Genomic DNA, 24,934 nt, shown 5'->3' on the forward strand with positions numbered 1-24,934 from the left:
GGATGGGAACGGGCCTCAGCCCTGCGCGTCGTTGCGCACCGGTACGTCGTCCTGCTCGCCGGCCAGCCAGCGCGCCAGCACGGCGATGACCGCCAGCGTGGCGCCGACCGGTATCGCCAGATAGATCCACGAAATGGAAATGTCCAGGCTGGGCACGTTCTGGAAGCGCACGCGCCAGGTCATCTGGCCGCCGATCCAGGCGATGAACGCCAGGAAGGCGATGCAGGTCAGGGCAATGGCGTGCTCGAGCAGGCGGCGCGCGGCGCCTTGCAGGGTGTTGCGCAGCAGCTCCACGCTGATCATGGCGCCGTGCCGGAAAGCCAGCGCCACGCCCAGCAGCACGGTCCAGATCAGCAGCGCGCGCGTGGCGACTTCGCTCCAGTCCGCGGGGGAATGCAGGATGAAACGGGCAATGACTTGGTAGAACGCGGCGCAGGCGGCGGCAATCAGCAGGATCTGGGCAATTGCCGAAACCAGTCGGAACAGCGCGCGCTCGGCGGTGCAAAGCAGTCGCATGATGGTTTCCGGGGTGGGAGGACGGCCGCGGGGCGGGCCGCCGGGCGCCGCGCCGGCCGAGGGAGGCCGGGCGGTGCGGACAGGCTTACTTGGTGTCGCGAATGGACTGGATAAGCTGTTTGTCGAACTTCTTGTAGTACTCGGCGTAGGCCGGCTCGACCGCGGCGGCGAACGCGGCGGCGAACGCGGCGCGATCGACCTCGCTGACCTCCATGCCTTCCTTCTTCAATTGCTCCACGCCGGTCTGCTCGATGTTGTCGACGTAGGCGCGCATGGCCTGCGCCGAGTCCTTGCCGGCCGCCTTGAAGCTGGCTTTTTCGGCGTCCGACAGGCCGTTGTAGACGTTGGCGGACATCAGCACCAGGGCCGGGCCATATACATGGCCGGTCAGCGACAGGTACTTCTGCAGCTGCGACAGCTTGGCCGAGGTGATGACCGAGAGCGGGTTCTCCTGGCCGTCGATGGTACCCTGCTGCAAGGCGGTGGCGACTTCGGGCCAGGCCATCGGCGTGGGCAGGATCCCGATCTGGCGGAATGCCGTGATGTGGATGGGGTTCTCGGTGGTGCGGATCTTCAGGCCCTTGGCGTCGGCCGGCGTCTTGACCGGGCGCACGTTGTTGGTCAGGTGGCGAAAGCCCTGTTCGCCCCAGGCCAGGGCGATGATGCCCCGGTCGGGGAACTTCGCCAGCATATCCTGGCCTATCTTGCTGTCGAGCACCGCGCGGGCGTGCGGCAGGTCGCGCAGCAGGAACGGGATGTCGAACACGCCGGTCTCGGGCACGAAATTGAGCGTGGCGCCGGTCGAGACGATGGCCAGGTCTATGGTGCCGATCTGCAGGCCCTCGATAACCTCACGTTCGCCGCCCAGGGCGCTGTTGGCGAATTGCTGTACCTTGTACTTGCCGCCCGAGGCGCCTTCGATGGATTTGGCGAAAGCCTCGGCCCCCGCGCCGTAATGCGACGAGGTCGACAGGGCATAGGCCATTTTCAGGGTGGTCTGGGCCGCGGCGGGCAGGGAGGTGGCAACGGTGCAGGCGGCCAGCGTCGCGGCCGCAAGCCAGGACTTGCGCATAGTGTCTTCTCCGTTTCGTTAATTAATATTGTTGCTTGACAGTCGCGCCGGACTGCCCCTCGCGCATGATAGCGGGATTCCCTGACAACTCTCCTACTTGGTTACGATTGCCCGATGATGGATTTCCCTGATGCCCGCAGCCCCGCCCGCCAGGGCTGGTTGCCGACCCTGCGCCTGGGTTTGCGCATGATGATGCGCGACGCGCGCGCCGGCGAGCTGCGCCTGCTGGTGCTGGCGCTGGTGGTGGCGGTGGCCGCCGTCACCAGCGTGGGCTTCCTGGCCGACCGGGTCGGCCGGGCGCTGGAGCGCGATGCGGGCCAGATGCTGGGCGCCGACCTGGTGCTGGAGGCCGATGAGCCGGTGCCGGCCGAGTTCGCGCAGCGGGCGCGCCAGGCGGGGCTGTCGGTTTCCAGTACCTTGCAGTTCCCGTCCATGGCCAGCGCCAACGGCAATGCCCAGCTGGCCTCCCTGAAGGCCGTCGAGCCGGGCTATCCGCTGCGCGGCAGCCTGCGGGTGGCCGAGGCGCCCTTTGCCCAGGACGCGCCCACCCGCGATGTGCCGGCGCTGGGCGCCGTCTGGGTCGACGCCCAGCTGCTGACGCTGCTGGGCGTGCAGGTGGGCGACACGCTGGGCCTGGGCGATGCCCGGCTGCGCATCGAGCGCGTCATCACCTACGAGCCCGATCGCGGCATGCAGTTCGTCAATGTGGCGTCGCGCGTCATGCTGCGCACCGCCGACCTGCCCGCCACCGGACTGGTGGCGCCGGGCAGCCGCATCGGCTATGCCCTGCTGGCGGCCGGGCAGCCCGACGCCGTGGCCGCCTACGGGCAATGGCTGGGCCAGCATCTGCAGCGTGGCCAGAAACTGGCCACGCTCGAGTCGGGCCGGCCGGAGGTGCGGCGCACCCTGGACCGGGCGCAGCGCTTCCTGGCGCTGGTGGCGCTGCTGGCGGTGCTGATTTCGGCGGTGGCCGTGGCGCTGGCGGCCGGCCGCTTCATGCAGCGGCATCGCGACGGCATCGCCGTCATGCGCTGCCTGGGCGCGGTGCAGGCGCAGGTGACGCGCATGCTGGTGCTGGAATTCGCGCTGGTGGGGCTGGCGGCCTCGGCCGTCGGCTGCTTGCTGGGCTATGCGGTGCATCAGGGGTTGGTGCTGGCGCTGGGCCAGCTGATCGACACCAGCCTGCCGGCGCCGTCGGCGATCCCGGCGGCCCAGGGCGTGCTGACCGGCCTGCTGATGCTGCTGGGTTTCGCGCTGCCGTCGCTGGCGCAGCTGCGCCACGTGCCGCCGGCCAGGGTGCTGCGGCGCGACGCCGATCGCCTGCGCGCGCGTGGCGCGGGCGGCTATGCCTTGGGGGCCGTCGGCCTGGGTTTGCTCATCTGGTGGTTTGCCGGCGACGCGCGCCTGGGCGCGGTGGTGGCCGGCGGTTTCCTGGGAGCCTTCGCCGTGTTCGCGCTGGTGGCCTGGCTGGCCGTGCAGGCGCTGGCGCGGCTGCGCCGCGCCGCGGCCGGCCTGCCGGCCTTGCGCTTTGCGCTGGCCGGCGTGGTGCGGCGCCGGGCGGCCACCATCACGCAGGTGTGCGCGCTGGCAATCGGCCTGATGGCCCTGTTGCTGCTGACCATGACGCGCACCGACCTGATCGCCGGCTGGCAGCGCACGCTGCCTCCCGACGCGCCCAACCGTTTCCTGATCAATGTGCAACCCGACCAGCGCGACGCCGTCATGCAGCGGCTGGCCGACGCCGGCCTGGGCCAGGTCCATCTGTGGCCGATGGTGCGCGGCCGCCTGGTCAGCGTCAACGGCCGGCCGGTCGGTCCGGACGATTTCGACGAGCCGCGCGCCAAGCGGCTGGTGGATCGCGAATTCAACCTGTCCTATGGCGATACGCTGCCCGAGTCGAACCGGGTGGAGCAGGGGCGCTGGCTGCGCCCCGACGCGGCCGAGGTGTCGCTGGAGTCCGGGCTGGCCCGCTCGCTGAAGCTGGCGGTGGGCGACAAGCTGGGATTCGACATCGCCGGACAGCAGGTCGAGGTCGTGGTCAGCGGCACCCGCCGGGTCGACTGGGATTCGATGCGCGTGAACTTCTTCGCCATCCTCTCGCCGCAGGCGCTGGCCGACGCGCCGCAGAGCTGGATCACCTCGTTCCACCTGCCGCCCGCCAAGGCCGCCGTGCTGCGCGACCTGGTGCAGGCCTTTCCCAACCTGACCGTGTTCGACGTGGGGGCGATCCTCGGGCAATTGCAGACCGTGCTGGACGAAGTGGTCAAGGCCGTGCAGCTGTTGTTCTTGTTTACACTGGCGGCCGGCGTGCTGGTGCTGGCGGCCGCGCTGACGGCCACCCGCGACGAACGCGTGCGCGAGGCCGCGGTGCTGCGCGCGCTGGGCGCGACCCGCCGCCAACTGGCCCGCGCGCAGCGCCTGGAACTGCTGGCGGTGGGTGGCCTGGCGGGCCTGCTGGCCGCCGGCGGCGCCACCGCCGTGGCCTGGGTGCTGTCGACCCAGGTATTCGATTTCGCCATCAGCCTGCAGTGGTGGCCCTGGCTGGCCGGCGCACTGGCCGGCATGCTGGGGGCGTGGGCTGGCGGCGCCCTGGCTTTGCGGGGCGTGCTGCGCACGCCGCCGCTGGTTACTTTGCGAGAAGCGTAATGACGACGACCCGCGTCCAGCCGATTTCCGAGCCGCTGGACACCTCCAAGACCGTTTTCGACATGCTCGGCGGCGAGCCCGGCGTGCGCGAGCTGGTCGACCGGTTCTACGACCTGATGGACATGGAGTCCGACTTCAAGGCGCTGCGCGATGCCCATGGCCCCAGCCTGGAGCAGGCGCGCGACAAGCTGTTCTGGTTCCTGTGCGGCTACTTCGGCGGTCCGGACCACTATATCGAGCGCTTCGGCCATCCGCGCCTGCGCGCGCGGCACCTGCCGTTCTCGATCGGGGAGATCGAGCGCGACCAGTGGGTGGCGTGCATGGGCCGCGCCATGCAGGACCAGCAATTGCCCGCGGCCCTGGTCGATCGCCTGCTGCAGGCCTTCTACGGCACGGCCGACTGGATGCGCAACCGTGCCGGCTGATACCCGGGCGCGCACCGAACGCCTGGCCTGGCGCGAGGCGCCGGCCGGCGCCATGCTGTACGACGCGGCGCGTATCGAGGCGCCCGGGCCGGCGCTGTTCGATCCGTCCAGCTATGGCGCAGCCGCGCAGCCGGTGGCGGCGGGCGGCAGGCAGGCGGCGTGGTTCGTCGCCACGCCCGGCTGGCAGGGTGTGCTGCGCGGCTACCGGCGCGGCGGCCTGGCGGCGCGCGTCAGCCGCGATGCCTATGTGTGGCAAGGCGAGGCGCGTACCCGCGGCCTGCGCGAGTACCGCCTGCTGGCGCACATGCGCGAGCAGGGCCTGGCCGTGCCGGCGCCGCTGGCGGCCGGCTACTGGCGCCACGGCCTGACGTACCGGGCGGCGATCCTGGTCGAGCGCATCCCGGCGGCCCGGCCGCTGGCCAGCCTGCTCGACGAGCCCGCCTGGGAGGCGGTGGCGCGCGCCATCGCGGCCATGCACCGGGCGGGCGTCTGGCATGCCGACCTGAACGCCTTCAATATCCTGCTGGACCCGGGCGGGCTGGCATGGCTGATCGATTTCGACCGGGGCACGGCCGGCGGCGTGTCCGAGCGGGGGCGCCAGGGCAACCTGGCGCGCCTGCGCCGTTCCCTCGTCAAGGTCGGCGGCGAGCGGGGGCAGGCCTTCTGGCAGAGGCTGGAGCCGGCCTACCGGGCCGCCTGGGCGCGCGGGACCGCAAGGGCATGAGCCGCCCGGCGTAGCGCGCGGGCGAAAACTGCTTGTTCAGGGCTGGATTTGCGACCAGCCCGCTCCTAAAAGGCTTTATGATTCCGCCTTTTGGCAATTCTCGAAAATCGCATCATGGCAGGGGGTTCGCGATGAAATTCTCGGCACGGTTGCGCTGCGTATTGGGCGGCGCAGTGCTGGCGGCGGCGATGTCGCCGGCAGCGGCGCAAGACAAGGTCGTCAACGTCTACAACTGGGCCGAATATACGGCGCCCGACACCATCCCCGGTTTCGAGAAGGAAACCGGCATCAAGGTGCGTTATGACGTCTATGACAACAACGATACCCTGCAGGCCAAACTGCTGACGGGCAAGTCGGGCTACGACGTGGTCGTGCCCTCGACCCACTATGCGTCGCGCCAGATCGAGGGCGGGCTGTACCAGAAGCTGGACAAGTCCAAGATCCCCAACTGGAAGAATCTCGACCCCGACGTCATGGCGCTGGTCGCCACCATCGACCCGGGCAACCAGTACGTGATCCCGTGGGGCTACGGCACCAACGGGCTGGGCTACAACGTCACCAAGGTCAGGCAGATCATGGGCGAGGGCGTGGACCTGGCCAATTGGGACATGCTGTTCAAGCCCGAGAACGCCGCCAAGCTGAAGGAGTGCGGCATCTCCATGCTGGACGAGGCCGCGCAGGTGTTCCCGGCGGTGCTCAAATACCTGGGCAAGGATCCCAACAGCGCCAACACGGACGACTACAAGGAAGCCCTGGCCCTGCTCAAGCAGATCCGGCCCTATATCCGTCAGTTCAGCTCGTCGGGCTATATCGACGAGCTGGCGGTGGGCGACCTGTGCATGGTCTACGGCTTTTCGGGCGACGTGATGATCGCGCGCCGCCGGGCCCAGGAGGCCAGGAAGCCGTACGAGATCAATTACTTCATCCCGAAGGGCGGCGCGCCCGCCTGGTTCGACGTGATGGCCATTCCCAAGGACGCCCCGCATCCCGAGGAGGCGCACGCCTTCATCAACTATATCGAGACGCCGCAGGTGCACGCGGCCATCACCAACACCATGTTCTATCCCAACGCCAACAAGGCGGCGCGCGAGTTCGTGGTCAAGGACGTGGCCGACAACCCGATGATCTACCCGCCCGCCGACGTGTCCAAGACCCTGTACGTGATCAAGGCCCAGCCGCTGAACGTGCAGCGCCTGCAGACGCGCATGTGGGCCGAACTGAAGTCCGGACGCTGAGCCATCATGAGCGACATCCGCTATTCGGCGCAGCATTCCGCCGATCCGGACGAATTCGTCAAGGTCTCCGACGTCGTCAAGATTTTCGGCGACGTGGTGGCCGTGCAGTCGGTCAACCTGTCCGTACGGCGCAACGAGATCTTCGCGCTGCTGGGCAGCTCTGGCAGCGGCAAGTCGACGCTGCTGCGCATGCTGGCCGGCTTCGAGGACGCCACCTCGGGGCAGATCCTGCTCGACGGCGAGGACATCACCAATGTGCCGCCGTACCGCCGGCCGGTGAACATGATGTTCCAGTCGTACGCGCTGTTTCCGCACATGACGGTCGAGGCCAACGTGGCCTTCGGCCTGAAGCAGGAAGGGGTGGACCGCGCCGAGATCCATGACCGCGTGTTCGAGGCGCTGGACCTGGTCCAGATGGCCGGCTACGCGCGCCGCAAGCCGCACCAGCTGTCCGGCGGGCAGCAGCAGCGCGTGGCGCTGGCGCGCAGCCTGGTCAAGCGGCCCAAGCTGCTGTTGCTCGACGAGCCGATGTCGGCGCTGGACAAGCAGATCCGCCAGAAAACGCAGATCGAGCTGGTCAAGATCCTGCAGCAGGTCGGCGTGACCTGCATCATGGTGACGCACGACCAGCAAGAGGCCATGACCATGGCGCACCGCCTGGCCGTCATGACCGAAGGCCAGATCGTGCAGTGCGGCACCCCGCAGGACGTCTACGAGTTTCCGAATTCGCGTTTCGTGGCGGGCTTCATCGGCTCGACCAACCTGTTCTCGGGCACCATCGTGGTCGACGAGCCCGACCATGTCGCCATCGAGTCGGGCGAGCTGACCCGGCCGCTGTACGTCAGCCACGGCGTAAGCGAGCCGCTGGGCATGGAAGTGCACGTATCGATCCGGCCCGAGCGGCTGGTGGTCCTGCGCGAGCAGCCCGAGGCCGAGCACAACTGGGCGCATGGCATGGTCACCCACATGGCCTGGATGGGCAGCTACGGCCTCTACCAGATCCGCCTGGACTCGGGCAAGATCGTCGAGGCCAGCGTCCCCAGCCTGCAACTGGCGCGCCAGGACGCGCCCGGCATCGACGAGGAGGTCTTCGTCAGCTGGGACGCCGATAGCGCGACGGTGTTCTCGTCATGAGGCGGTTCGCCCTGCCGCGGCCATCGCGCCGCACGGTGGCCATCGTGCCGCCGTTCGCCTGGCTGGTGCTGTTCCTGCTGGTGCCGTTCCTGCTGGTGTTCAAGATCAGCTTCGCGGAGCTGCAGTTCGGCATTCCGCCGTACACGCCACTGGCCGAGTTCAAGGACGAGGCCGTGCAGCTCAGCCTGCACCTGCGCGGCTATGTCCTGCTGTTCACCGACAGCCTGTATGTCGCCACTTACCTCAATTCGGTCAAGATGGCGGCGATCACCACGCTGTGCTGCATTCTCATCGGCTATCCGATCGCCTACTACATCGCGCGTTCGGCGCCCGCGCTGCGCAATCTGCTGCTGCTGGCCGTGATCCTGCCGTTCTGGACCTCGCTGCTGCTGCGCGTCTACGCGTGGGTGGGCATCCTGCGCAACGACGGCCTGCTGAACAAGCTGCTGATGAGCCTGGGCCTGATTTCCAGTCCGCTGGAAATATACCGTACCGACCTGGCCGTCTACATCGGCCTGGTCTATGCCTACCTGCCGTTCTTCATCCTGCCGCTGTACGCCAACCTGGTGAAGATGGACCTGCGCCTGCTCGAAGCCGCCTACGACCTGGGCGCGCGGCCGTGGCAGGCGTTCTGGCGCATCACCGTGCCATTGTCGCGGCCGGGCGTGATCGCCGGCGCCATGCTGGTGTTCATCCCGTCGGTGGGCGAGTACGTCATCCCGGAAATGCTGGGCGGCGCCGACACCCTGATGATGGGGCGTGTCATGTGGAACGAGTTCTTCAACAACACCGATTGGCCGATGGCCTCGGCCGTCACCTGCGTGATGGTGCTGTTGCTGCTGGTGCCGCTGGCCCTGTTCCAGTACAACCAGATCAAGCAGCAGGATTTCGCCGGCGGAGGCCGCCGATGAAGGGGCCCAACAAGTCGTTGCGGATGCTGGTGCTGGGCCTCGGGTACTTCTTCCTGTACGTGCCCATCATCAGCCTGATGGTTTTCTCGTTCAACGATTCGCCGGTGGTGACATCCTGGACCGGATTCTCGCTGCGCTGGTATGGCTTGCTGCTCGAGGACAGCGCCTTGCTGCGCGCCGCCTGGCTGTCGTTCAAGATCGCCGTCCTGACGGCCACCGCCGCCACCATCATCGGCACCTGGGCCGGCTACGTGCTGGGGCGCATGGGCCGCTTTCGCGGCTTCACGCTGTACGTGGGCATGCTCAGCGCGCCGCTGGTCATTCCCGAGGTCGTGCTGGGCATCTCGCTCTTGCTGATGTTCGTCGAGATGCGTGGCCACCTGGGCTGGCCGGAGCAGAACGGCGTGTTCACCATCTGGGTGGGCCACGTCACGCTGTGCATGGCGTTCGTGGCGGTCGTGGTCCAGTCGCGCATCCGCGACATGGACCGCTCGCTCGAAGAGGCCGCGCTCGATCTGGGCGCCACGCCCATCAAGGTATTTTTCGCGATCACGCTGCCGCTGATCGCCCCGGCGCTGGTGTCGGCCTGGCTGCTGGCATTCACGCTTTCGCTGGACGATGTGGTGATCGCGTCGTTCCTGTCGGGGCCGGGGTCGTCGACCCTGCCGATGGAGGTGTTCTCGCGCGTTCGCCTGGGGCTCAAGCCCGAGATCAACGCGCTGGCCACCCTGTTCATCCTGGCGGTCGGCACCTGCGTGATCATCGCCAACCGGTTGCAGTGGCGCAAGGAGGCCGATAACCGATGAAACAAGTCACCCTGTATGGTCTGAACAAGTGCAGCACCTGCGTGAAGGCGCGCGACTGGCTGGCGGCCCGCGGCGTGGCGCATGACTTTGTCGATTATCGCGACCATCCCGTGCCGGCGGCCACGCTCAAGCAATGGGCCGGCAAGGTGGGCGGCTGGGAAAAGCTGGTCAACCGCACGTCCATGACCTGGCGCGCGCTGTCCGACGAGCGCAAGGCGGCCCGCAGCGATGCCGAATGGACCGCGCTGATCGCCGAGTACCCGGCGCTGGTGCGCCGCCCCGTTACCGTGACGCCGGACGGCGAGGTGACCGTTGGTTTCTCGGAAAAGCGCTACGGCGAGCGCTTCGCCTGATCGTATGCCGGCCCCTGCGCGCACGGCCCGGCCGCAGCCGGGCCCGGCCCTGCCGGCCGCTTTCTTCAACCGCGACGCCCAGCAGCTCGCGCGCGACCTGCTGGGCAAGGTGGTGCGCCACCGCGTGGACGGCCTGTGGCTGTCGGCGCGCATCATCGAGACGGAAGCCTATTACCTGGCCGAGAAGGGCAGCCACGCCTCGCTCGGCTACACCCACAAGCGGCGCGCGTTGTTCATGGACGGGGGCGTGGTCTACATGTACTACGCGCGCGGCGGCGATTCGCTCAATTTCAGCGCGGCCGGCCCCGGTAATGCGGTGTTAATCAAATCGGGCCATCCCTGGGTCGACGAGGTGTCCGGGCCGCGCGCGCTGGCCTGCATGCAGCGGCTCAACCCGGATGCGCAGGGCCAGCCCCGGCCGCCGGCGCGCCTGTGCGCGGGCCAGACCCTGCTGTGCCGCGCGCTCGGGCTGAAAGTGCCGCAATGGGACGCCAAGGCCTTCGACCCGCGGCGGTTTTTCGTCGAGGACGTGGGCGTGCGGCTCGACCGCCTGGTCCGCACCACCCGGCTGGGCATCCCGGCCGGGCGCGACGAGCACCTGCCGTACCGCTACGTCGATCCGGCCTATGCGGCGTTCTGCACGCGCAATCCCTTGCGTCGCGGCCAGCAGGCCGGGCGCGATTTCGATTGGGTGGATCCCGACGGCGCGCTGTACGTGTAGCGCCGGCTCAGGGCGCCGGGGCGGGCATGCGGGCGCGCAGTTCCGCGTACTTGCGCATGATGCGCTTGCGGTTCAGGCGCCGGCTCCAGGCATAGGTGGGAATCAGCGGCAGCACGCCGAAGCCGTCGATCAGATACAGGCCTTCGCGGCCTTCGGCATTGCGGCCACAGGCGATATTGCTGGCCGAGATATCGTGGATCACGATGTGGGCGTCGGCCAGGTCTTCGAAGAACCGGTCCAGGCGCTGGGCCAGCGCCGTGTCGAATTCGCCGCGCTTGACCAGATCGCTGACCGTCGGCGCCATGTTGCCGGCCGCGTCGGTGATTTTCTCGGCCAGCAGGCCCAGGCCCAGCGAGGTCTGCGCCAGCCCCACGATGCGCGCCAGCGGCACCTGCCAGACACCCGAGGCGCTGGTCGAGGTGGTGACGTATTCGGTGATTTCGTTCAGGTAGACGCGGTAGGCGCTTTCCCGCTGGAATTGCTTGTACCAGCGCTTGAACGGGCGCGCCTCCAGATAGACGGCGCGCGCCTCCATGTCCATGACCTTGACCAACAGCGCGGGCTCGTGCGGGTGCTGGAACACGTACCGGTCGCCGCCCTGGGCCAGCAGCCGCGCCTGGCTCAGGTCCAGCGGGCCGAACATGGCGGCGTAGCCGCTGCCCGGCAAGGGCGCGTGATGGGTGTTGTGGTCTGCGGTGTTGTCGGGCCAGGGCACGATAAAAAAGGATCGGTATGACAGTCAGCGAGCAATGTTAGTCTTTTTTTGTATGCCCGGTGTGAGCCTGCGCCGGCTTGCTTAAGCAGTGTCCTGGCGTGAGCCGGCCCCTGTTCCTACAATCGTGGTTTGTGGAGATTGGCTTGGAATCCTATCTGCCTTGGATAACCGTGGCGGCCGCGGTGTTCGCGCTGCTGGCCTGCCTGCTGGCGCTGCGCGGGCGGGGCGGCGACGCGCGCCTGCAGGCGCTGCTCGATGGCCTGGAACGCGTGGACCGGGGGCTGCGCGCCGACCTGGCGGAGAGCCAGCGCGGGTTGCGCGCCGAGCTGGCCGAGTCGATGCGCGCGCTGCGCGCCGAGATGGCGCAAAGCCAGGAAGAGCTGCGCGCCACGCTGGGGCGCGACGCGCGCGCCGCCCGCGCCGAGCATGGCGAGTCGCTGGCGCGTTTCGCCAGCCAGTTCGGCGAGCGCCTGCAGGGCTTGGTCGAACTGAATGACCGCCGCATGCAGGACGTGCGCCAGGTGGTCGACCAGCGCCTGCAGGCCTTGCAGGCGGACAATGGCGCGCGGCTCGAGGAAATGCGCCGTACCGTGGACGAGAAGCTGCACGCGACGCTGGAGCAGCGCCTGGGCGAGTCGTTCCGGATGGTGTCGGACCGCCTGGAGGCCGTGCACAAGGGCCTGGGCGAGATGCAGACGCTGGCGGCCGGCGTGGGCGACCTGAAACGGGTGCTGACCAACGTGAAATCGCGCGGCACCTGGGGCGAGGTGCAGCTGGCGCGGCTCATGGAAGACGCCATGACGCCCGAGCAATACGCGCGCAACGTCAAGCCGGTGCCCGGCAGCGATGCGGTGGTGGAGTTCGCGATCCGCCTGCCGGGCAAGGACGAGGGCGGCGGCCCGGTGTGGCTGCCCATCGACGCCAAGTTTCCCAAGGAAGAATACGAGCGCCTGATGGACGCCCAGGATGCGGCCGAGCAGGAGGCCGCCCGCGCCGCCGGCGCGGCGCTGGCCAAGGCCGTGGAGACGCAGGCGCGGCTCATCGCGTCCAAGTACGTGGCGCCGCCCCACACGACCGACTTCGCCATCATGTTCCTGCCCACCGAAGGCCTGTACGCGGAAGTGCTGCGCCGGCCCGGATTGCTGGACAAGCTGCACGGCCTGCGCGTGAACGTGGCCGGCCCCGCCAATCTGGCGGCCTTGCTCAACAGCCTGCAGATGGGTTTCCGCACCCTGGCGATCGAGCGCCGCTCGTTCGAGGTGTGGCAGGTGCTGCGCGCGGTCAAGACCGAGTTCGCCAAGTTCGGCGAATCGCTGGCCACGGTCAAGAAAATCCTGGACACCGCCAGCAACAGGATCGGCCAGACCGAGGTGCGCACGCGCGCCATGCTGCGCAACCTCAGGACGGTCGAGGCCCTGCCGGAGGCCGAGGCGGCCCGGCTGCTGGGCGACGAACCCGATACACTAGGGGCTGACCAGGGCTCCCCATCCTGAGGAGCAGGCGCGGGGGCGGAGAGCCCCCGGCGGGGCGGGCGGTCCGCCCAATTCTTTCGCCGCCAAGGCCGGAGGCGCCATGCAACCGTTCCTTACGCACCAGGTGACCAACCAGGTCGCACCGCTGGAAGATTATTCGCTGTACGAGACCGATCCGGTGCTGCAGCAGGCCGTGCGGCGCGAGGGCGCCGCGGCCTTCGAGTCCGAGTTGCGCGAGCACGGCGCATGGCTGGGCCGGGCCCAGACGCTGGAGGCCGCCGCCGAGGCCAATCGCAATTCGCCGCGCCTGCTGGCCTATGACCCGACCGGCCACCGGCAGGACAAGGTCGCCTTTCATCCGGCCTGGAACGCGCTGATGACCGGCATCGTGGCGCGCGGGCTGCACAGCAGGGCCTGGGCGCAGCCCGTGCCGGGCGCGCACGTGGCGCGCGCGGCCGCCTACCTGATGCAAGGCCAGGTGGAGGCCGGCACCCTGTGTCCCACCACCATGACCCACGCCGCGGTGCCCTTGCTGGCGCGCGAGCCGGCCGGCGTCATCGACTACGGGCGCGACTGGCTCGACGTCCTGTATTCGCGCGAGTTCGACGCCAGCGACGCGCCCATCGGCCGCAAGCGCGGCGCCCTGATCGGCATGGGCCTGACCGAGAAGCAAGGCGGTTCGGACCTGCGCTCGGTGGCCACGCGCGCCGAGCCGGTCGGTGCGCCCGGGCGCGGCCAGGCCTACCTGCTGACCGGCCATAAATGGTTCCTGTCGGTGCCGCACGCCGATGCGCACCTGGTGCTGGCGCGTACCGACGAAGGGCTGGGTTGCTTCTTCGTGCCGCGCTGGGTGCCCGATGGGCCGCGCAATGCCGTGCGCCTGCGCCGCCTGAAGGACAAGCTGGGCAATCGCAGCAACGCCAGCGCCGAAGTGGAGTTCGAGCAGGCCTGGGGCGCCATGCTGGGCGAGCCGGGGCGCGGGACCGCGGTATTGCTGGAGATGGCCGCGACCACGCGGCTGGATTGCGTGCTGGGCAGTGCGGCGCTGTTGCGCCAGGCGGTGGCGCAGGCCCTGCATCACGCCGCGCAGCGCCAGGCTTTCGGGACTGCCCTGCTGGCGCAGCCATTGATGCGGGTGCTGCTGGCCGACCTGGCGCTGGAGAGCGAGGCGGCGACCGTGCTGGCGTTGCGGCTGGCGCGCGCCGTGGACGAGCGTGCCGACCCGGTCGCGCGCGCCTTGGTGCGCGTGGGTACGCCGGCGGCCAAGCTATGGGTCTGCAAGCGCGCCATCGCCGCGCTGGGCGAATGCATGGAAGTGCTGGGCGGCAACGGCTACGTCGAGGAAGCGCCGCTGGCGCGGCTGTACCGCGAGGCGCCGGTCAATTCGATCTGGGAGGGCTCGGGCAATGTCATGGCGCTGGACGTGCTGCGCGGCCTGGCGCGCGAGGCCGAGGCGCTGCCGGGCCTGCGCGACGAGCTGGACCGCGCGCGCGGCGTGGTGCCCGCGTACGACCAGGCGCTGGACGACTGGCTGGCGCTGGTGGCGCAGCCGGACTCGGTCCCGCAGGCCCTGGCGCGCCGCGTGGCCGCCGGGCTGGCCACGCTCTGGCAGGCTGCCTTGCTGATTCGCCACGCGCCCGCCCCGGTGGGCGCGGCCTTTGCCGCCACGCGCCTGCACGCGCCCGCGGGCATCGTCGGGGCCGCGCCGATCGACGATCCGGCCCCGATTCTGGCCCGCGCCTGGCCCGGTATCTGCTAAATTTCCGGCCTTCAAGGTTTCGCGCGCCTGCCGCGCTCATACTCGCAATCGCCATGCTTACTCAGCAAGAACTCAAGCAACAAGCCGCCGACGCGGCCCTCGAATTGGTCGAACAGGTAGCCGGGCCGGACGTGATCATCGGCGTGGGCACCGGCTCGACCGCCGATCTGTTCATCGATGGCCTGGCTCGCTTCAAGGGCAGGCTGCGCGGCACGGTGGCCAGTTCCGAGCGCAGCGCGGCGCGGCTGGCCGGCCACGGCCTGGCGGTGCTGGACCTCAACGATGTCCAGAGCATGCCGATCTACGTGGACGGCGCCGACGAGATCGATCCCAACCTGCACATGATCAAGGGCGGCGGCGGCGCGCTGACGCGCGAGAAGATCGTGGCCTCGGTGGCCCGGCGCTACATCTGCATCGCCGACGAGTCCAAGCTGGTCGAGCGGCTGGGCCGCTTTCCGCTGCCGGTGGAGGTCATTCCCATGGCGCGCAACGCCGTGGCGCGCGGCTTGAGCCGGCTGGGCGGCCAGCCGGCGCTGCGCGAAGGCTTCGTTACCGACAATGGCAACATCATCCTGGACGTGGCCGGCCTGTCGATCGCCGACGCGCCGGGGCTGGAGAAGACCATCAACGACATTCCGGGCGTGGTGACCTGCGGCCTGTTCGCCCTGGCCGGCGCCGATGTGGCGCTGCTGGCCACCCAGGACGGCATCCGCCGCCTGGAGCGCCGCGGCTGACCCGGCGCGCCTTCCCGGGGCCGGCTTGCCGGTCTTCCGGGGGGGATTCATAATCCTGTCATAGTCGGGTCATAACCTTGCGGGTCGGGCAGCCCTCTGCGCAACCGCGTTTTCAGGGGCACTACAGATGAGACCAACCACGCAGGGAGTCCGGATGACGGAGCACACCAACAAACAATTCGACGCAGACCTGCAGCACGTGCGGTCGCAGTTCCTCCAGATGGGCGGAATCGTCGAGGCCATGATCCACGAAGCGGTCGAAGCCATTCCGGCCGGCGACATGAGCATGGTCGAGAAGGTGCGCGAGCGCGAGAAAGAGGTCAACCGGCACGAAGTCGAGATCGACGAGCGCATCAGCCTGATCCTGGCGCGCCACCAGCCCACCGCAATCGACCTGCGCACCTTGCTGGCCGTCTCCAAGATGCTGACCGACATGGAGCGCTCGGGCGACGAGGCCGAGAAGATCGCCACCGCCGTGCGCCGCATGTACGAGAACGACCAGCGTCACATTCCCCTGATCGAACTGCGCCACATGGCCGTGAACGTGGGCAATATGCTGCGCCAAGCGCTGGACGCCTTCGCGCGCCTGGATCCGATCCTGGCCGCGCAGGTCGTGCGCAGCGACAAGGAAGTCGACAAGGAATGGAAGGCGGCGCTGCGCAACCTGATCACCTACATGATGGAAGACCCGCGCACCATTTCGCGCGCCATCGACATGATCTTCATCGCCCGCGCGCTCGAGCGCATCGGCGACCATGCCAAGAACATGGCCGAGCGGGTGATCTACATGGTCAAGGGCGCCGATGTGCGCCACACCGGGGTCAAGAACACCGAGCGCCTGGCGCGCGGCGAAGAAGCCATCGAGAAGGCCGACAAGGCCGAGAAAGCCGGCAACGCCGAAACGCCGGCGTCCACCCCGGAAGTCCCGCAGTAAGCCGCAGGGCGCGTCAACCCAGGCGCGGGTCGGGCCGGCCCGGCCCCGCGGCGCGCGTGCGGCCGGCCAGCCGCAACGACTGCCCCGCGGCGCTCGCCGTCAGGTCGTACCAGCCGCGGCTGGCCGATGGTTCATATGGCCAGGCGGCCTGCTCGCCCGGCGCCAGCCGCAGCAGCGCGGGCGCCTCGCCATAGGCCGATTCAATCCGCGCCTGCAGGGCTTGCGCACCCCGGTTTTCCAGCAACAGGGCGGGCGGCTGGTCGCGCCAGGCCGCCGCCAGCGGCGCGGCGGCCCCGTGGCGGCGGATGTGGCGATGGAATCCGTCCGGCCCCAGTATCCACAGGTCGCAGGCCAGGTCTGCGCCGGCATCCGGCCAGCTGTCTTCCCATTGCCGGCCCGGTTCGATGGTGTAGCGGCGCGGACCCTGCGCCAGCCGCAGGCAGTCGTACACGTGCAGCACCAGCGTGGCGTGGCCCGGGTTGGCCATGCGCACCCGCTGGCGGCCATCGGCCGCCCAGGCTTCGACATGGCACGCATAGGGCGAAGGCCGGCTGCGCGGTCCTGGCGCGCCCGCCTGGTCCTGCGCGCCGGTGAAATCGAAGGCGTGGCTCAGGTCGCCGCAGACGGCGCGCCGCCATGGGCTGATGTTGGGCTCGGCCACGCCAAAGCGCGACTCCAGCAGGCGGATGACCGAGGTATGGTCATAGACGCGCGCATCGAGCCAGCCGCCGCGGCTGAACGGCGAGACCACCAGCATGGGCACGCGCGGCCCCAGGCCATAGGCGCGCCCATGCAGCGCGCGCGGGTCGTCGGGGGTGCCGGCCGAAGGGCCGCCGCGCGCCTGGTGGTATTCGCCCGCGGTGTCCGCGGTGCTGCCGCCGCCCGCCGCGCCGGGCGGCGCGGGCGGCGGCATGTGGTCGAAAAAGCAGTCGTTCTCGTCGTAGGTGAGCAGCAGCGCGCAGCGTCGCCAGAGCGCCGGGTCGCGCGTCAGGATGTCGAGCACGCGGGCGCTGAAGGCGGCGCCCTGCGCCGGGCTGGACACTTCCGGGTGCTCGGAGTCCGCGGCGGGCGCGATGATCCACGCCACCTGCGGCAGGCGGCCATTGGCCGCGTCCTCGGCCAGCGCCGCCAGGGTGCGGGTGCTCAGGGCGCGCTCGCGCAGCGGCGCCCGGGCCGCGCCGCCGGCCAGTTCGGCGCGGTACTGCCGAAAGCCGGCCAGCGGATTGTCGTGGTAGTTGTCCGCCATGTCCTGGTAGATCGCCCAGTCCACGCCGGCGGCCTGCAGGCGTTCGGGGTAGGTCGTCCACGCGTAGCCTTCGTGCGCCGGTCCGGGCCGGTCATGGGTGTTGACCAGCGCCGGGCCGCCGGCCTGGCCGTGCGGATCGTTGGTGCCGGTCCACAGAAACAGGCGATTGGGGTTGGTGCCGGCGTGCATCGAACAGTGGTAGGCCTCGCACAGCGTGAAGGCGCGCGCCAGCGCGGTCTGCAGCGGCAGTTCCTCCGGGCGGTAGTAGCCCATTCCCAGCCGGCCCTTGGCCGCCAGCCACTGGTCCATGCGGCCGTCGTTCCAGGCGCGCTGGGCATCGTCCCAGGTGTGCGGCGTCAGGTGGCCCAGCGGCTGGCCGGGCGGCAGCGCGGGCGCCAGCGGATAGGGCGCCAGGCGCTGGCCGGCGTGCGCCTGGACGAACACGTCGCCGTCGGGCGTGGGCGCGCGGTGCGGGTCGGCCCGGCCGCGCGCGCCGGGCAGGGCGCCGTAGTAGTGGTCGAAGCCGCGGTTCTCCTGCATCAGGATGACGATGTGGTCGAGGTCGCGCAGCGTGCCGCTGCGGCGCTCGGGGGCCACGGCGGCGGCGCGCGCGACCAGGGCGGCGATGTCAGGATCGGTAGCGGCGGGCATCAATGAAAAACCGGCCTGCCGGCCGGTTGCGATGAGGCGAACGCGCGACGCGCTCAGGCCGAGGGCGGGACATAGCCCTGCGCCTCGACGGTGCCGTCCTCGAACAGGAAACGTTCCATCTGCTGCTGCAGGTACTTGCGCGCGCGCGCGTCGGCCAGGTTGAGGCGGTTCTCGTTGACCAGGCGCGTCTGGATCTGCTTCCACTCTTCCCAGGCCTCCTTGGAGATCTGTTGCCAGATGCGGGTGCCCAGTTCGCCCGGGTACGGAGGGAAGTCCAGCCCTTCGGCTTCGCGCTTGAGTTTCACACAGTTGACGATACGGGACATGGTTTGCTGCCGGTAAGTTGCGAACAGGCCATTTTAGCCGGCTTGCCGCCGCGCGCGGCGGCAAGCCGGCTGGTTACAGTTTCTTGATGAAAACCAGGCTGTTGCGCGAGCGGTTGTAATTGTTCTGCTTGTCGCGCGGCAGGTCGGCGACGCCGCCGCGTACGAAGCCGCGTTTCATGAACCAGTGCGAAGTGCGGGTGGTCAGCACGAACAGGCGGCGCGCGCCGCTGGCGCGGGCGCGCGACTCCATGTGGCGCAGCAGGATCTCGCCTTCGCCGGAGCCCTGCCATTCGGGGTGCACGATCAGGCAGGCCATCTCGGCCATCTGGTCCTCGGGGAACGGATACAGCGCGGCACAGCCGTAGATCACGCCATCGTGCTCGAGCACGGTGAAGCGTTCCACGTCGCGCTCGATGGCGCTGCGCGGGCGCGGCACCAGGGTGCCGTCGGTTTCCAGCGGTTCGATCAGGCTGAGGATGGCGCCCACGTCGTCGAGCGTGGCTGCGCGCAGGTCGTCCAGCGTGTCCTCGACCACCATGGTGCCCACGCCGTCGTGGGTGAAGATCTCCAGCAGCACGCTGCCGTCCAGCGCGTAGGGCACCAGGTGGGCGCGCGCCACGCCGCGCTTGACGGCCAGCGAGGCATGCTGCAGGAAGTAGGTGGTGTCCTCGTCCAGTTCCCCGCGCGCCAGCAGGGCGTCGGCATCCACGCGCGCCAGCTCGGTGTCGACGGCGCCGTTGCCGTCGAGCACGCCGGGCTCGCCGGACAGGAAGATCAGTTTCTCGGCGCGCAGGGCCACCGCCACGCTGGTGGCCAGGTCTTCCATGGCCAGGTTGAAGGCGTCGCCGGTGGGCGAGAAGCCCAGCGGCGAGAGCAGCACCACCGAGCCCTGCTCGATGGCGAACTTGAGCGCGTCGACATCGATCTTGCGCACCTGGCCGGTGTGCTTGTAGTCGATGCCGTCCACCACGCCGGTGGGCCGGGCGGTGACGAAGTTGCCCGACAGGACGCGGATGTGCGAATGCGACATCGGCGTGTTGGGCAGGCCCTGGCTGAAGGCGGCCTCGATGTCCAGGCGGATCTCGCCGGCCGCCTCCTTGGCGCATTCCAGCGCGGCCGGGTCGGTGGGCGCCAGGCCCCGGCCGAACTGCTGGGTGTAGCCCTTCAGGCGCAGCTGTTCATTGACCTGCGGGCGCGAGCCGTGCACCAGCACCAGGTGGATGCCCAGGGCCGACAGCAGGGAGAGGTCCTGCACCAGGACATTGAGGGCGCCGGCCTGCACCAGCTCGCCGCCGAACGCCACCACGAAGGTCTTGCCTCGGAACGCATGCACGTAGGGCGCCACTTCGCGGAACCATCGGACGAATTGCGCGGGGGCGAATTCGGGGGCTTCGAGCGCGGAGACGGTGTCTGGTTCCAGATCGGGCATGATGGTCGGAATACTCCTGTGGTCTTGGTGCGGGCAGCGGTCTTGCATGGCCGCCGGTCAGCCGCGCTGATGCGGCCAGCGGAAATTATATGGCCGGCGCGCGCCGGCGGCAGGGCGCGCGCGGGTTTCCGGTTGGCCGGCGCCTCCTATAATGCCGGGTTCAACGGATATTTCGTCAATGCCAGAAGCCTCCCGTCCGCCCGAGCGCGCGGCCGCCGCGCGCTCCGAGCCGCGCCCCGAGCGGCCCATCCCCGCGATTTCCTATCCCGAAGACCTGCCGGTCAGCGCGCGGCGCCAGGAAATCGCGCGTGCCATCGCCGCCCACCAGGTGGTCATCGTCAGCGGCGAGACGGGGTCGGGCAAGACGACCCAGCTGCCCAAGATCTGCCTGGAGCTGGGGCGCGGCCGGCGCAAGATGATCGGCCATACCCAGCCCCGCCGCCTGGCGGCCACCTCGGTGGCCAAGCGCATCGCCGAAGAGCTGCGCACGCCGATGGGCGAAGTGGTGGGGTACCAGGTGCGCTTCAACGACCGCACCGGCCCGAACGCCTCGATCAAGCTGATGACCGACGGCATTCTGCTGGCCGAGTCGCAGCGCGATCCGCTGCTGCGCCGCTACGACACCATCATCATCGACGAGGCGCACGAGCGCAGCCTGAACATCGACTTCCTGCTCGGCTACCTCAAGCAGCTGCTGCCGCGCCGGCCCGACCTGAAAGTCATCATCACCTCGGCCACTATCGACGCCGAGCGTTTCGCGCGGCATTTCGCCGCCGGCCCCGAGCGTCCGGCGCCCGTCATCGAGGTGTCGGGGCGCCTGTATCCGGTGGAAGTGCGCTACCGCCCGGTGCAGCCGCCCATGTCCGACGAAGCGGCCGCCGCGCCCGCCAAGGGCGGGCGTGAACGCAGCGCCGGCGACGAAGAGCGCGACCTGATCGACGCCATCGTCGACGCGGTCGACGAGTGCGCGCGCCACGGTCCCGGCGACGTGCTGGTGTTCCTGCCGGGCGAGCGCGAAATCCGCGAGTCGGCCGAGGCGCTGCGCAAACGCCATCCGGTCGGCACCGAAGTGCTGCCGCTGTATGCGCGGCTGTCGCAGGCCGAGCAGGAACAGATCTTCCACCCGAGCGGCAATGCGCGGCGGGTGGTGCTGGCCACCAACGTGGCCGAAACCTCGCTGACCGTGCCGGGCATCCGCTTCGTGGTCGACAGCGGGCTGGCGCGCGTCAAGCGCTACTCCTGGCGCAACAAGGTCGAACAGTTGCGCATCGAGCCGGTCAGCCGCGCCTCGGCCAACCAGCGCGCCGGCCGTTGCGGCCGGATCGGCCCGGGCCTGTGCATCCGCCTCTACGACGAGACCGATTTCAACGCCCGCGCGCCGTTCACCGACCCGGAGGTGCTGCGTTCCTCGCTGGCGTCGGTGATCCTGCGCATGAAGTCGCTCAAGCTGGACGACATCGAGCAGTTTCCGTTCGTCGAGGCGCCGCCGGGGCGCGCCGTGGCCGATGGCTACCACCTGCTGCAGGAGCTGGGCGCCATCGAGCTGGCCGGCGACGGCGAGGCCGCCGAGGCGGGCGGTGGCGGCGCGGCGTTTCGCCTGACCCGCACCGGCCAGGAGCTGGCCAAGCTGCCGGTGGACCCGCGCATCGGCCGCATGATCCTGGCCGCGCGCGAACAGCAGTGCCTGGCCGAGATGCTCATCATCGCCGCCGCATTGTCGGTGCAGGATCCGCGCGACCGCCCGATGGCCGAGCGCGAGGCGGCCGAAAGCGCGCACGCCAAGTTCGCCGACGACAAGTCCGAATTCCTGTCGTTCCTGAAGCTGTGGCGCTGGTATGGCGAGCAGGTGCAGCACAAGGCATCGCAGCGCAAGCTGGTGGCGCTGCTGCGCCAGAACTTCCTGTCGCCGGTGCGCCTGCGCGAATGGCACGACGTGCATACCCAGTTGGCCGCGCTGGTGGGCGAGCAGGGCTGGCGCCTGAACCAGAGCGAGGCCACCTACGAGCAGCTGCACATGGCGCTGCTGTCGGGCTTGCTGGGCAATATCGGTTTCAAGGGCGAAGAGGGCGGCCAGTACCACGGCGCGCGCGAGATCCGTTTCCACATCCATCCCGGCTCGCGCCTGGTCAAGAAGGCCGGGCGCTGGATCGTCGCCGCCGAACTGGTGGAAACCACGCGCCTTTACGCGCGCTGCGTGGCGCGCATCGAGCCGGTATGGCTGGAGCGCGCCGCCGCGCACCTGCTGCGCCGCAACTGGTCCGACCCGCGCTGGGAGAAAAAAGCCGGGCAGGTGGTCGCCAACGAGCGCGCCACCCTGTATGGCCTGCTGGTGTACAACGGCCGGCGGGTGCACTACGGCCGCATCAACCCGCAGCACGCCCGCGAACTGTTCATCCGCCAGGCCCTGGTGCCCGGCGAGATCGACACCCGGCTGCCGTTCGTGGCGCACAACCGCAAGCTGATCGCCGGCATCGAGAAGCTGGAGCACCAAACGCGCCGGCCCGACATCCTGGTCGACGACGAGCTGATCTACGCGTTCTACGACCGCCAGTTGCCGGCCGACATTTCGCAGACCGCCAGCCTGGAAAAGTGGGTAAACGGGCTGGACAAGGCCGCCGCCGCGCGCCTGCTGCTTACGCGCGACGAACTGATGCGCCACGAGGCGGCCGGCGTGACCACCGACGTGTTTCCCAAGAAAGTCGAGTGGCAGGGCGTGGCGATGCCGCTGGACTATCACTTCGAGCCGGGCTCGCCGCGCGACGGCGTCACGCTGTCGGTGCCCCTGTTCGCGCTCAACCAGCTCGACGCGCAGCGCTGCGAATGGCTGGTGCCGGGCATGCTCAAGGAAAAAGCCCACCTGCTGCTCAAGTCGCTGCCGCAGAAGCTGCGCCGCCATTGCGTGCCGCTGCCCGACTACGCGGCGGGCTTCTACGAACGCTGGTACGAGCGCCAGGCCGACCCCCAGCAGGGCCTGGTCGATGCGCTGATCGCCGACATGTGGGACCAGGTACAGGTGCGCCCGGCGCCCGGCGACTTCAAGCTGGAAACGCTGCCGGCGCACCTGTTCATGAACTTCAAGGTGGTCGACGAGCATGGCCGGATGCTGGCCGCCGGGCGCAATCTGGCGCAGCTCAAGGCCGAATTGGGCAAGCAGGCCCAGGCGACCTTCCAGCAACTGGCGGCGCGCGATTCGGACGTGGCGCAAGCGCTGGCGCACGAAAACCTGACGTCCTGGTCGTTCGGCCCCTTGCCCGAGATCATGGAGATCAAGCGCGGCGGGCAGTCCGTCATCGGCTACCCGGCGCTGGTCGATCGGGGCGCGCATTGCGATCTCGACGTGTTCGACGATCCCGACGAGGCGCGCCGCCACCATCGTGCCGGCCTGCTGCGGCTGTTCCGGCTGGCCTTGCGCGAGCAGGTCAAGTTCCTGGAAAAGAACCTGGCCGACCTGACGAAGATGAGCATGCTGTACATGGCCCTGGGCACGCAGGAAGAGCTGCGCGACCAGATCATCGATTGCGCGCTGGCGCAGGCCTGCCTGGCCGAGCCCTGGCCGGTCAATGAGCAGCAGTTCGAGGCGCGCCGCCAGGAGGGCAAGGGCAGGCTGGGTTTGCTGGCGCAGGAGGTGGCGCGCATGGCGCACGCCATCCTGGCCGAATACGGCGCCCTGCAGCGCAAGCTGCCGCAGGCCAGGCCGCACGCGGCGGCCTACGCCGACCTGCAGCAGCAACTGGGCGTGCTGATGCCGAAATGGTTCGTGCGCGACACGCCTTACGCGCAGCTGGCGCACTATCCGCGCTATCTCAAGGCGGCGGTGGCGCGCATCGACAAGCTGCGCGCCGATCCGGCGCGCGACGCCCGCCTGATGGGCGAGATGGCGCCCATCCTCACCCAGTACCAGCGCGCGCGCAGCGCGCTCAAGGGCGCGCCCGATCCGCGCCTGGACGAATTCCGCTGGCTGCTGGAAGAACTGCGGGTCGCCCTGTTCGCCCAGGAATTGCGCACCCCCATGCCGGTCTCGGTCAAGCGCCTGATGAAGGCCTGGGAGTCGTTGCGGCGGTAGGGGGGCTGTCCCACGGGTGCCTGTCCCCGCGGGGACAGGCATCCCGAGAGTTTGCGGGTGCCAGTCCCGCTGCGGGGACAGGCGCCAAGTCAGCGGGTGCCAGTCCCCCTGCGGGGACAGGCACCCGGGTGGTTAGAGTGCCAGGAAGCCGATGGCCACCAGGGCGATCAGGCCCCACTTGGTGGCTTTGTAGACGGTGCGGTTCCAGGCCTTGAACTGCTTGCGCTTCTGGTCGATGACCCAGTGCGCGTGGGTCAGCTTGTTGATGGCGCCGGTCTGGTCGCCGGCGTCGTTGGGCGAGCTGGCGGCCGACATGACCACGCGGCCGAACCAGCGGTTGAAGGCCTCGGCCCAGCGCCATTTGAGCGGACGCTCGACGTCGCAGAACAGGATGATGCGGTTGCCTTCGCTCTTGTTGTGCGCTTCGTGCACATAGGTTTCGTCGAACACCACGCTTTCGCCATCGCGCCAGCTGTAGCTTTCGCCGTCGACGGCGATGTAGCAGCGGTCGTCGTTGGGCGTGGCCAGGCCCAGGTGGTAGCGCAGCGATCCCGAGAAAGGGTCGCGGTGCGGGTTCAGCTTGCCGCCCGGCGGCAGCTCGGCGAACATGGCCGCCTTGACCTTGGGCAGGCTCTTGAGGATGGCCACGGTCTTGGGGCAGAGCTCCTCGGCGGAGGGGTGGCGGGCGTCGTACCACTTCAGGTAGAAGCGTTTCCAGCCATATTTGAAGAACGAGTTGAAGCCGATGTCGTCATGGCGCTCGGCGGCCTTGATGCGGCGCAGCTCGGCCATTTTCAGGGCTTCATCGCGAATGGTTTCCCAGTTGTCGTCCAGCACCTTCAGCTCGGGGATTTCGCTGGTGGTCAGGTACGGGGTGGTGGGCACGCGCGAGGTCAGCACCATGAAGGCATTGACCGGCGCCAGCAGCACGGAGTGGTCCAGCATCTGGCGCGACAGCGACAGCCGCACGCGGCCGCGGAAGTGGGCAAACAGGATAGAGGCCAGCCATAGGCCCGGGATCAGCCATTTCATGGTGCGCAGAGGACGCCGTTGCGGCATCCG

Annotated in this window: 21 protein-coding genes; 14 read left to right on the forward strand and 7 right to left on the reverse strand. The window is 69.2% G+C overall.

The annotated features are described in order from the left end of the window. Positions 1 to 15 precede the first annotated feature (15 nt). Positions 16 to 516, reverse strand: a complete 501-nt coding sequence (locus LK409_RS06365) for a TRAP transporter small permease (protein WP_003813272.1) — start codon at positions 514 to 516, stop codon at positions 16 to 18. Between the two features lie 85 nt (positions 517 to 601). Continuing rightward, positions 602 to 1,588, reverse strand: a complete 987-nt coding sequence (locus LK409_RS06370; protein WP_010928151.1) for a TRAP transporter substrate-binding protein — start codon at positions 1,586 to 1,588, stop codon at positions 602 to 604. Between the two features lie 114 nt (positions 1,589 to 1,702). On the opposite strand from LK409_RS06370, the gene LK409_RS06375 reads away from it, so the two are divergent. The 9 genes from LK409_RS06375 to LK409_RS06415 all read left to right on the forward strand — a co-directional run bounded on the left by LK409_RS06375 (position 1,703) and on the right by LK409_RS06415 (position 10,543). After that, positions 1,703 to 4,234 (forward strand): ABC transporter permease, encoded by a 2,532-nt coding sequence (locus LK409_RS06375; RefSeq protein WP_010928152.1) that lies wholly within the window; start codon positions 1,703 to 1,705, stop codon positions 4,232 to 4,234. Next, on the forward strand, positions 4,234 to 4,659 hold the full coding sequence (locus LK409_RS06380) for a group II truncated hemoglobin (RefSeq protein ID WP_003813267.1): 426 nt from the start codon (positions 4,234 to 4,236) through the stop codon (positions 4,657 to 4,659). Before LK409_RS06375 ends, LK409_RS06380 begins: the two co-directional genes overlap by 1 nt. Then, entirely contained in the window at positions 4,649 to 5,383 is a 735-nt protein-coding gene (locus tag LK409_RS06385) for a 3-deoxy-D-manno-octulosonic acid kinase (RefSeq protein ID WP_010928153.1), read from the forward strand. Before LK409_RS06380 ends, LK409_RS06385 begins: the two co-directional genes overlap by 11 nt. Before the next feature lie 131 nt (positions 5,384 to 5,514). Next, positions 5,515 to 6,618, forward strand: coding sequence for a polyamine ABC transporter substrate-binding protein (locus tag LK409_RS06390; protein WP_003813262.1), 1,104 nt, complete (start codon positions 5,515 to 5,517; stop codon positions 6,616 to 6,618). Positions 6,619 to 6,624: 6 nt separating this feature from the next. Next, positions 6,625 to 7,752, forward strand: a complete 1,128-nt coding sequence (locus LK409_RS06395; protein ID WP_010928155.1) for an ABC transporter ATP-binding protein — start codon at positions 6,625 to 6,627, stop codon at positions 7,750 to 7,752. Further along, positions 7,749 to 8,663, forward strand: a complete 915-nt coding sequence (locus LK409_RS06400) for an ABC transporter permease subunit (RefSeq protein ID WP_003813258.1) — start codon at positions 7,749 to 7,751, stop codon at positions 8,661 to 8,663. The genes LK409_RS06395 and LK409_RS06400 overlap by 4 nt, the downstream gene beginning before the upstream one ends. Next, positions 8,660 to 9,469 (forward strand): ABC transporter permease subunit, encoded by an 810-nt coding sequence (locus LK409_RS06405; RefSeq protein WP_010928156.1) that lies wholly within the window; start codon positions 8,660 to 8,662, stop codon positions 9,467 to 9,469. Before LK409_RS06400 ends, LK409_RS06405 begins: the two co-directional genes overlap by 4 nt. Then, entirely contained in the window at positions 9,466 to 9,822 is a 357-nt protein-coding gene (locus tag LK409_RS06410) for an arsenate reductase (protein WP_003813253.1), read from the forward strand. The genes LK409_RS06405 and LK409_RS06410 overlap by 4 nt, the downstream gene beginning before the upstream one ends. A 4-nt stretch (positions 9,823 to 9,826) precedes the next feature. Beyond that, entirely contained in the window at positions 9,827 to 10,543 is a 717-nt protein-coding gene (locus LK409_RS06415) for a DNA-3-methyladenine glycosylase (protein WP_003813251.1), read from the forward strand. A gap of 7 nt (positions 10,544 to 10,550) precedes the next feature. Here the strand turns inward: LK409_RS06415 and LK409_RS06420 are convergent, their stop codons facing one another. Then, positions 10,551 to 11,258 (reverse strand): PhoP regulatory network YrbL family protein, encoded by a 708-nt coding sequence (locus LK409_RS06420; protein ID WP_003813249.1) that lies wholly within the window; start codon positions 11,256 to 11,258, stop codon positions 10,551 to 10,553. 77 nt (positions 11,259 to 11,335) lie between these two features. On the opposite strand from LK409_RS06420, the gene rmuC reads away from it, so the two are divergent. From rmuC to phoU, 4 genes are all read left to right on the forward strand, one after another. Then, positions 11,336 to 12,751 carry a DNA recombination protein RmuC gene (gene rmuC / locus LK409_RS06425; RefSeq protein WP_010928157.1) on the forward strand — a complete coding sequence of 472 codons (1,416 nt, stop codon included), beginning with the start codon at positions 11,336 to 11,338 and terminating at the stop codon, positions 12,749 to 12,751. Between the two features lie 79 nt (positions 12,752 to 12,830). After that, on the forward strand, positions 12,831 to 14,489 hold the full coding sequence (locus LK409_RS06430; RefSeq protein WP_003813245.1) for an isovaleryl-CoA dehydrogenase: 1,659 nt from the start codon (positions 12,831 to 12,833) through the stop codon (positions 14,487 to 14,489). A gap of 53 nt (positions 14,490 to 14,542) precedes the next feature. Then, a complete protein-coding gene (rpiA, locus tag LK409_RS06435) occupies positions 14,543 to 15,223 on the forward strand; it encodes a ribose-5-phosphate isomerase RpiA (RefSeq protein WP_003813244.1) in 681 nt (226 codons plus the stop codon). A 154-nt stretch (positions 15,224 to 15,377) separates the two neighbouring features. Further along, entirely contained in the window at positions 15,378 to 16,157 is a 780-nt protein-coding gene (gene phoU, locus LK409_RS06440; RefSeq protein ID WP_003813242.1) for a phosphate signaling complex protein PhoU, read from the forward strand. Between the two features lie 13 nt (positions 16,158 to 16,170). Here the strand turns inward: phoU and LK409_RS06445 are convergent, their stop codons facing one another. The 3 genes from LK409_RS06445 to argA all read right to left on the reverse strand — a co-directional run bounded on the left by LK409_RS06445 (position 16,171) and on the right by argA (position 19,857). Continuing rightward, positions 16,171 to 18,054 carry an alkaline phosphatase family protein gene (locus tag LK409_RS06445; RefSeq protein WP_010928159.1) on the reverse strand — a complete coding sequence of 628 codons (1,884 nt, stop codon included), beginning with the start codon at positions 18,052 to 18,054 and terminating at the stop codon, positions 16,171 to 16,173. Between the two features lie 53 nt (positions 18,055 to 18,107). Beyond that, positions 18,108 to 18,380: an oxidative damage protection protein gene (locus LK409_RS06450; RefSeq protein ID WP_003813239.1), complete on the reverse strand. Its 273-nt coding sequence runs from the start codon at positions 18,378 to 18,380 to the stop codon at positions 18,108 to 18,110. A gap of 73 nt (positions 18,381 to 18,453) precedes the next feature. Next, positions 18,454 to 19,857 (reverse strand): amino-acid N-acetyltransferase, encoded by a 1,404-nt coding sequence (gene argA / locus LK409_RS06455; RefSeq protein ID WP_010928160.1) that lies wholly within the window; start codon positions 19,855 to 19,857, stop codon positions 18,454 to 18,456. A 130-nt stretch (positions 19,858 to 19,987) separates the two neighbouring features. Here argA and hrpA point away from each other — a divergent pair, with 130 nt between their 5' ends. Further along, positions 19,988 to 23,872: an ATP-dependent RNA helicase HrpA gene (gene hrpA / locus LK409_RS06460; RefSeq protein WP_041937163.1), complete on the forward strand. Its 3,885-nt coding sequence runs from the start codon at positions 19,988 to 19,990 to the stop codon at positions 23,870 to 23,872. A gap of 132 nt (positions 23,873 to 24,004) precedes the next feature. Here hrpA and lpxO read toward each other — a convergent pair whose 3' ends face one another. Beyond that, a complete protein-coding gene (gene lpxO, locus LK409_RS06465) occupies positions 24,005 to 24,904 on the reverse strand; it encodes a lipid A hydroxylase LpxO (RefSeq protein WP_023995005.1) in 900 nt (299 codons plus the stop codon). Between the last annotated feature and the right edge of the window lie 30 nt (positions 24,905 to 24,934).

It is taken from the genome of Bordetella parapertussis (assembly GCF_020735925.1).
GTDB classification, from domain to species: Bacteria; Pseudomonadota; Gammaproteobacteria; order Burkholderiales; family Burkholderiaceae_B; genus Bordetella; species Bordetella pertussis.

Bases quoted from the DNA above. Each gene is read 5' to 3' on its own strand.
- LK409_RS06450 (WP_003813239.1), bottom strand. From the start codon at position 18,380: ATGTCCCGTATCGTCAACTGTGTGAAACTCAAGCGCGAAGCCGAAGGG.
- LK409_RS06445 (WP_010928159.1), bottom strand. From the start codon at position 18,054: ATGCCCGCCGCTACCGATCCTGACATCGCCGCCCTGGTCGCGCGCGCC.
- argA (WP_010928160.1), bottom strand. From the start codon at position 19,857: ATGCAAGACCGCTGCCCGCACCAAGACCACAGGAGTATTCCGACCATC.
- LK409_RS06415 (WP_003813251.1), top strand. From the start codon at position 9,827: ATGCCGGCCCCTGCGCGCACGGCCCGGCCGCAGCCGGGCCCGGCCCTG.
- LK409_RS06410 (WP_003813253.1), top strand. From the start codon at position 9,466: ATGAAACAAGTCACCCTGTATGGTCTGAACAAGTGCAGCACCTGCGTG.
- LK409_RS06400 (WP_003813258.1), top strand. From the start codon at position 7,749: ATGAGGCGGTTCGCCCTGCCGCGGCCATCGCGCCGCACGGTGGCCATC.
- rpiA (WP_003813244.1), top strand. From the start codon at position 14,543: ATGCTTACTCAGCAAGAACTCAAGCAACAAGCCGCCGACGCGGCCCTC.
- LK409_RS06380 (WP_003813267.1), top strand. From the start codon at position 4,234: ATGACGACGACCCGCGTCCAGCCGATTTCCGAGCCGCTGGACACCTCC.
- LK409_RS06405 (WP_010928156.1), top strand. From the start codon at position 8,660: ATGAAGGGGCCCAACAAGTCGTTGCGGATGCTGGTGCTGGGCCTCGGG.
- LK409_RS06375 (WP_010928152.1), top strand. From the start codon at position 1,703: ATGATGGATTTCCCTGATGCCCGCAGCCCCGCCCGCCAGGGCTGGTTG.
- LK409_RS06395 (WP_010928155.1), top strand. From the start codon at position 6,625: ATGAGCGACATCCGCTATTCGGCGCAGCATTCCGCCGATCCGGACGAA.
- LK409_RS06390 (WP_003813262.1), top strand. From the start codon at position 5,515: ATGAAATTCTCGGCACGGTTGCGCTGCGTATTGGGCGGCGCAGTGCTG.
- LK409_RS06365 (WP_003813272.1), bottom strand. From the start codon at position 516: ATGCGACTGCTTTGCACCGCCGAGCGCGCGCTGTTCCGACTGGTTTCG.
- LK409_RS06430 (WP_003813245.1), top strand. From the start codon at position 12,831: ATGCAACCGTTCCTTACGCACCAGGTGACCAACCAGGTCGCACCGCTG.
- hrpA (WP_041937163.1), top strand. From the start codon at position 19,988: ATGCCAGAAGCCTCCCGTCCGCCCGAGCGCGCGGCCGCCGCGCGCTCC.
- LK409_RS06370 (WP_010928151.1), bottom strand. From the start codon at position 1,588: ATGCGCAAGTCCTGGCTTGCGGCCGCGACGCTGGCCGCCTGCACCGTT.
- phoU (WP_003813242.1), top strand. From the start codon at position 15,378: ATGACGGAGCACACCAACAAACAATTCGACGCAGACCTGCAGCACGTG.
- lpxO (WP_023995005.1), bottom strand. From the start codon at position 24,904: ATGAAATGGCTGATCCCGGGCCTATGGCTGGCCTCTATCCTGTTTGCC.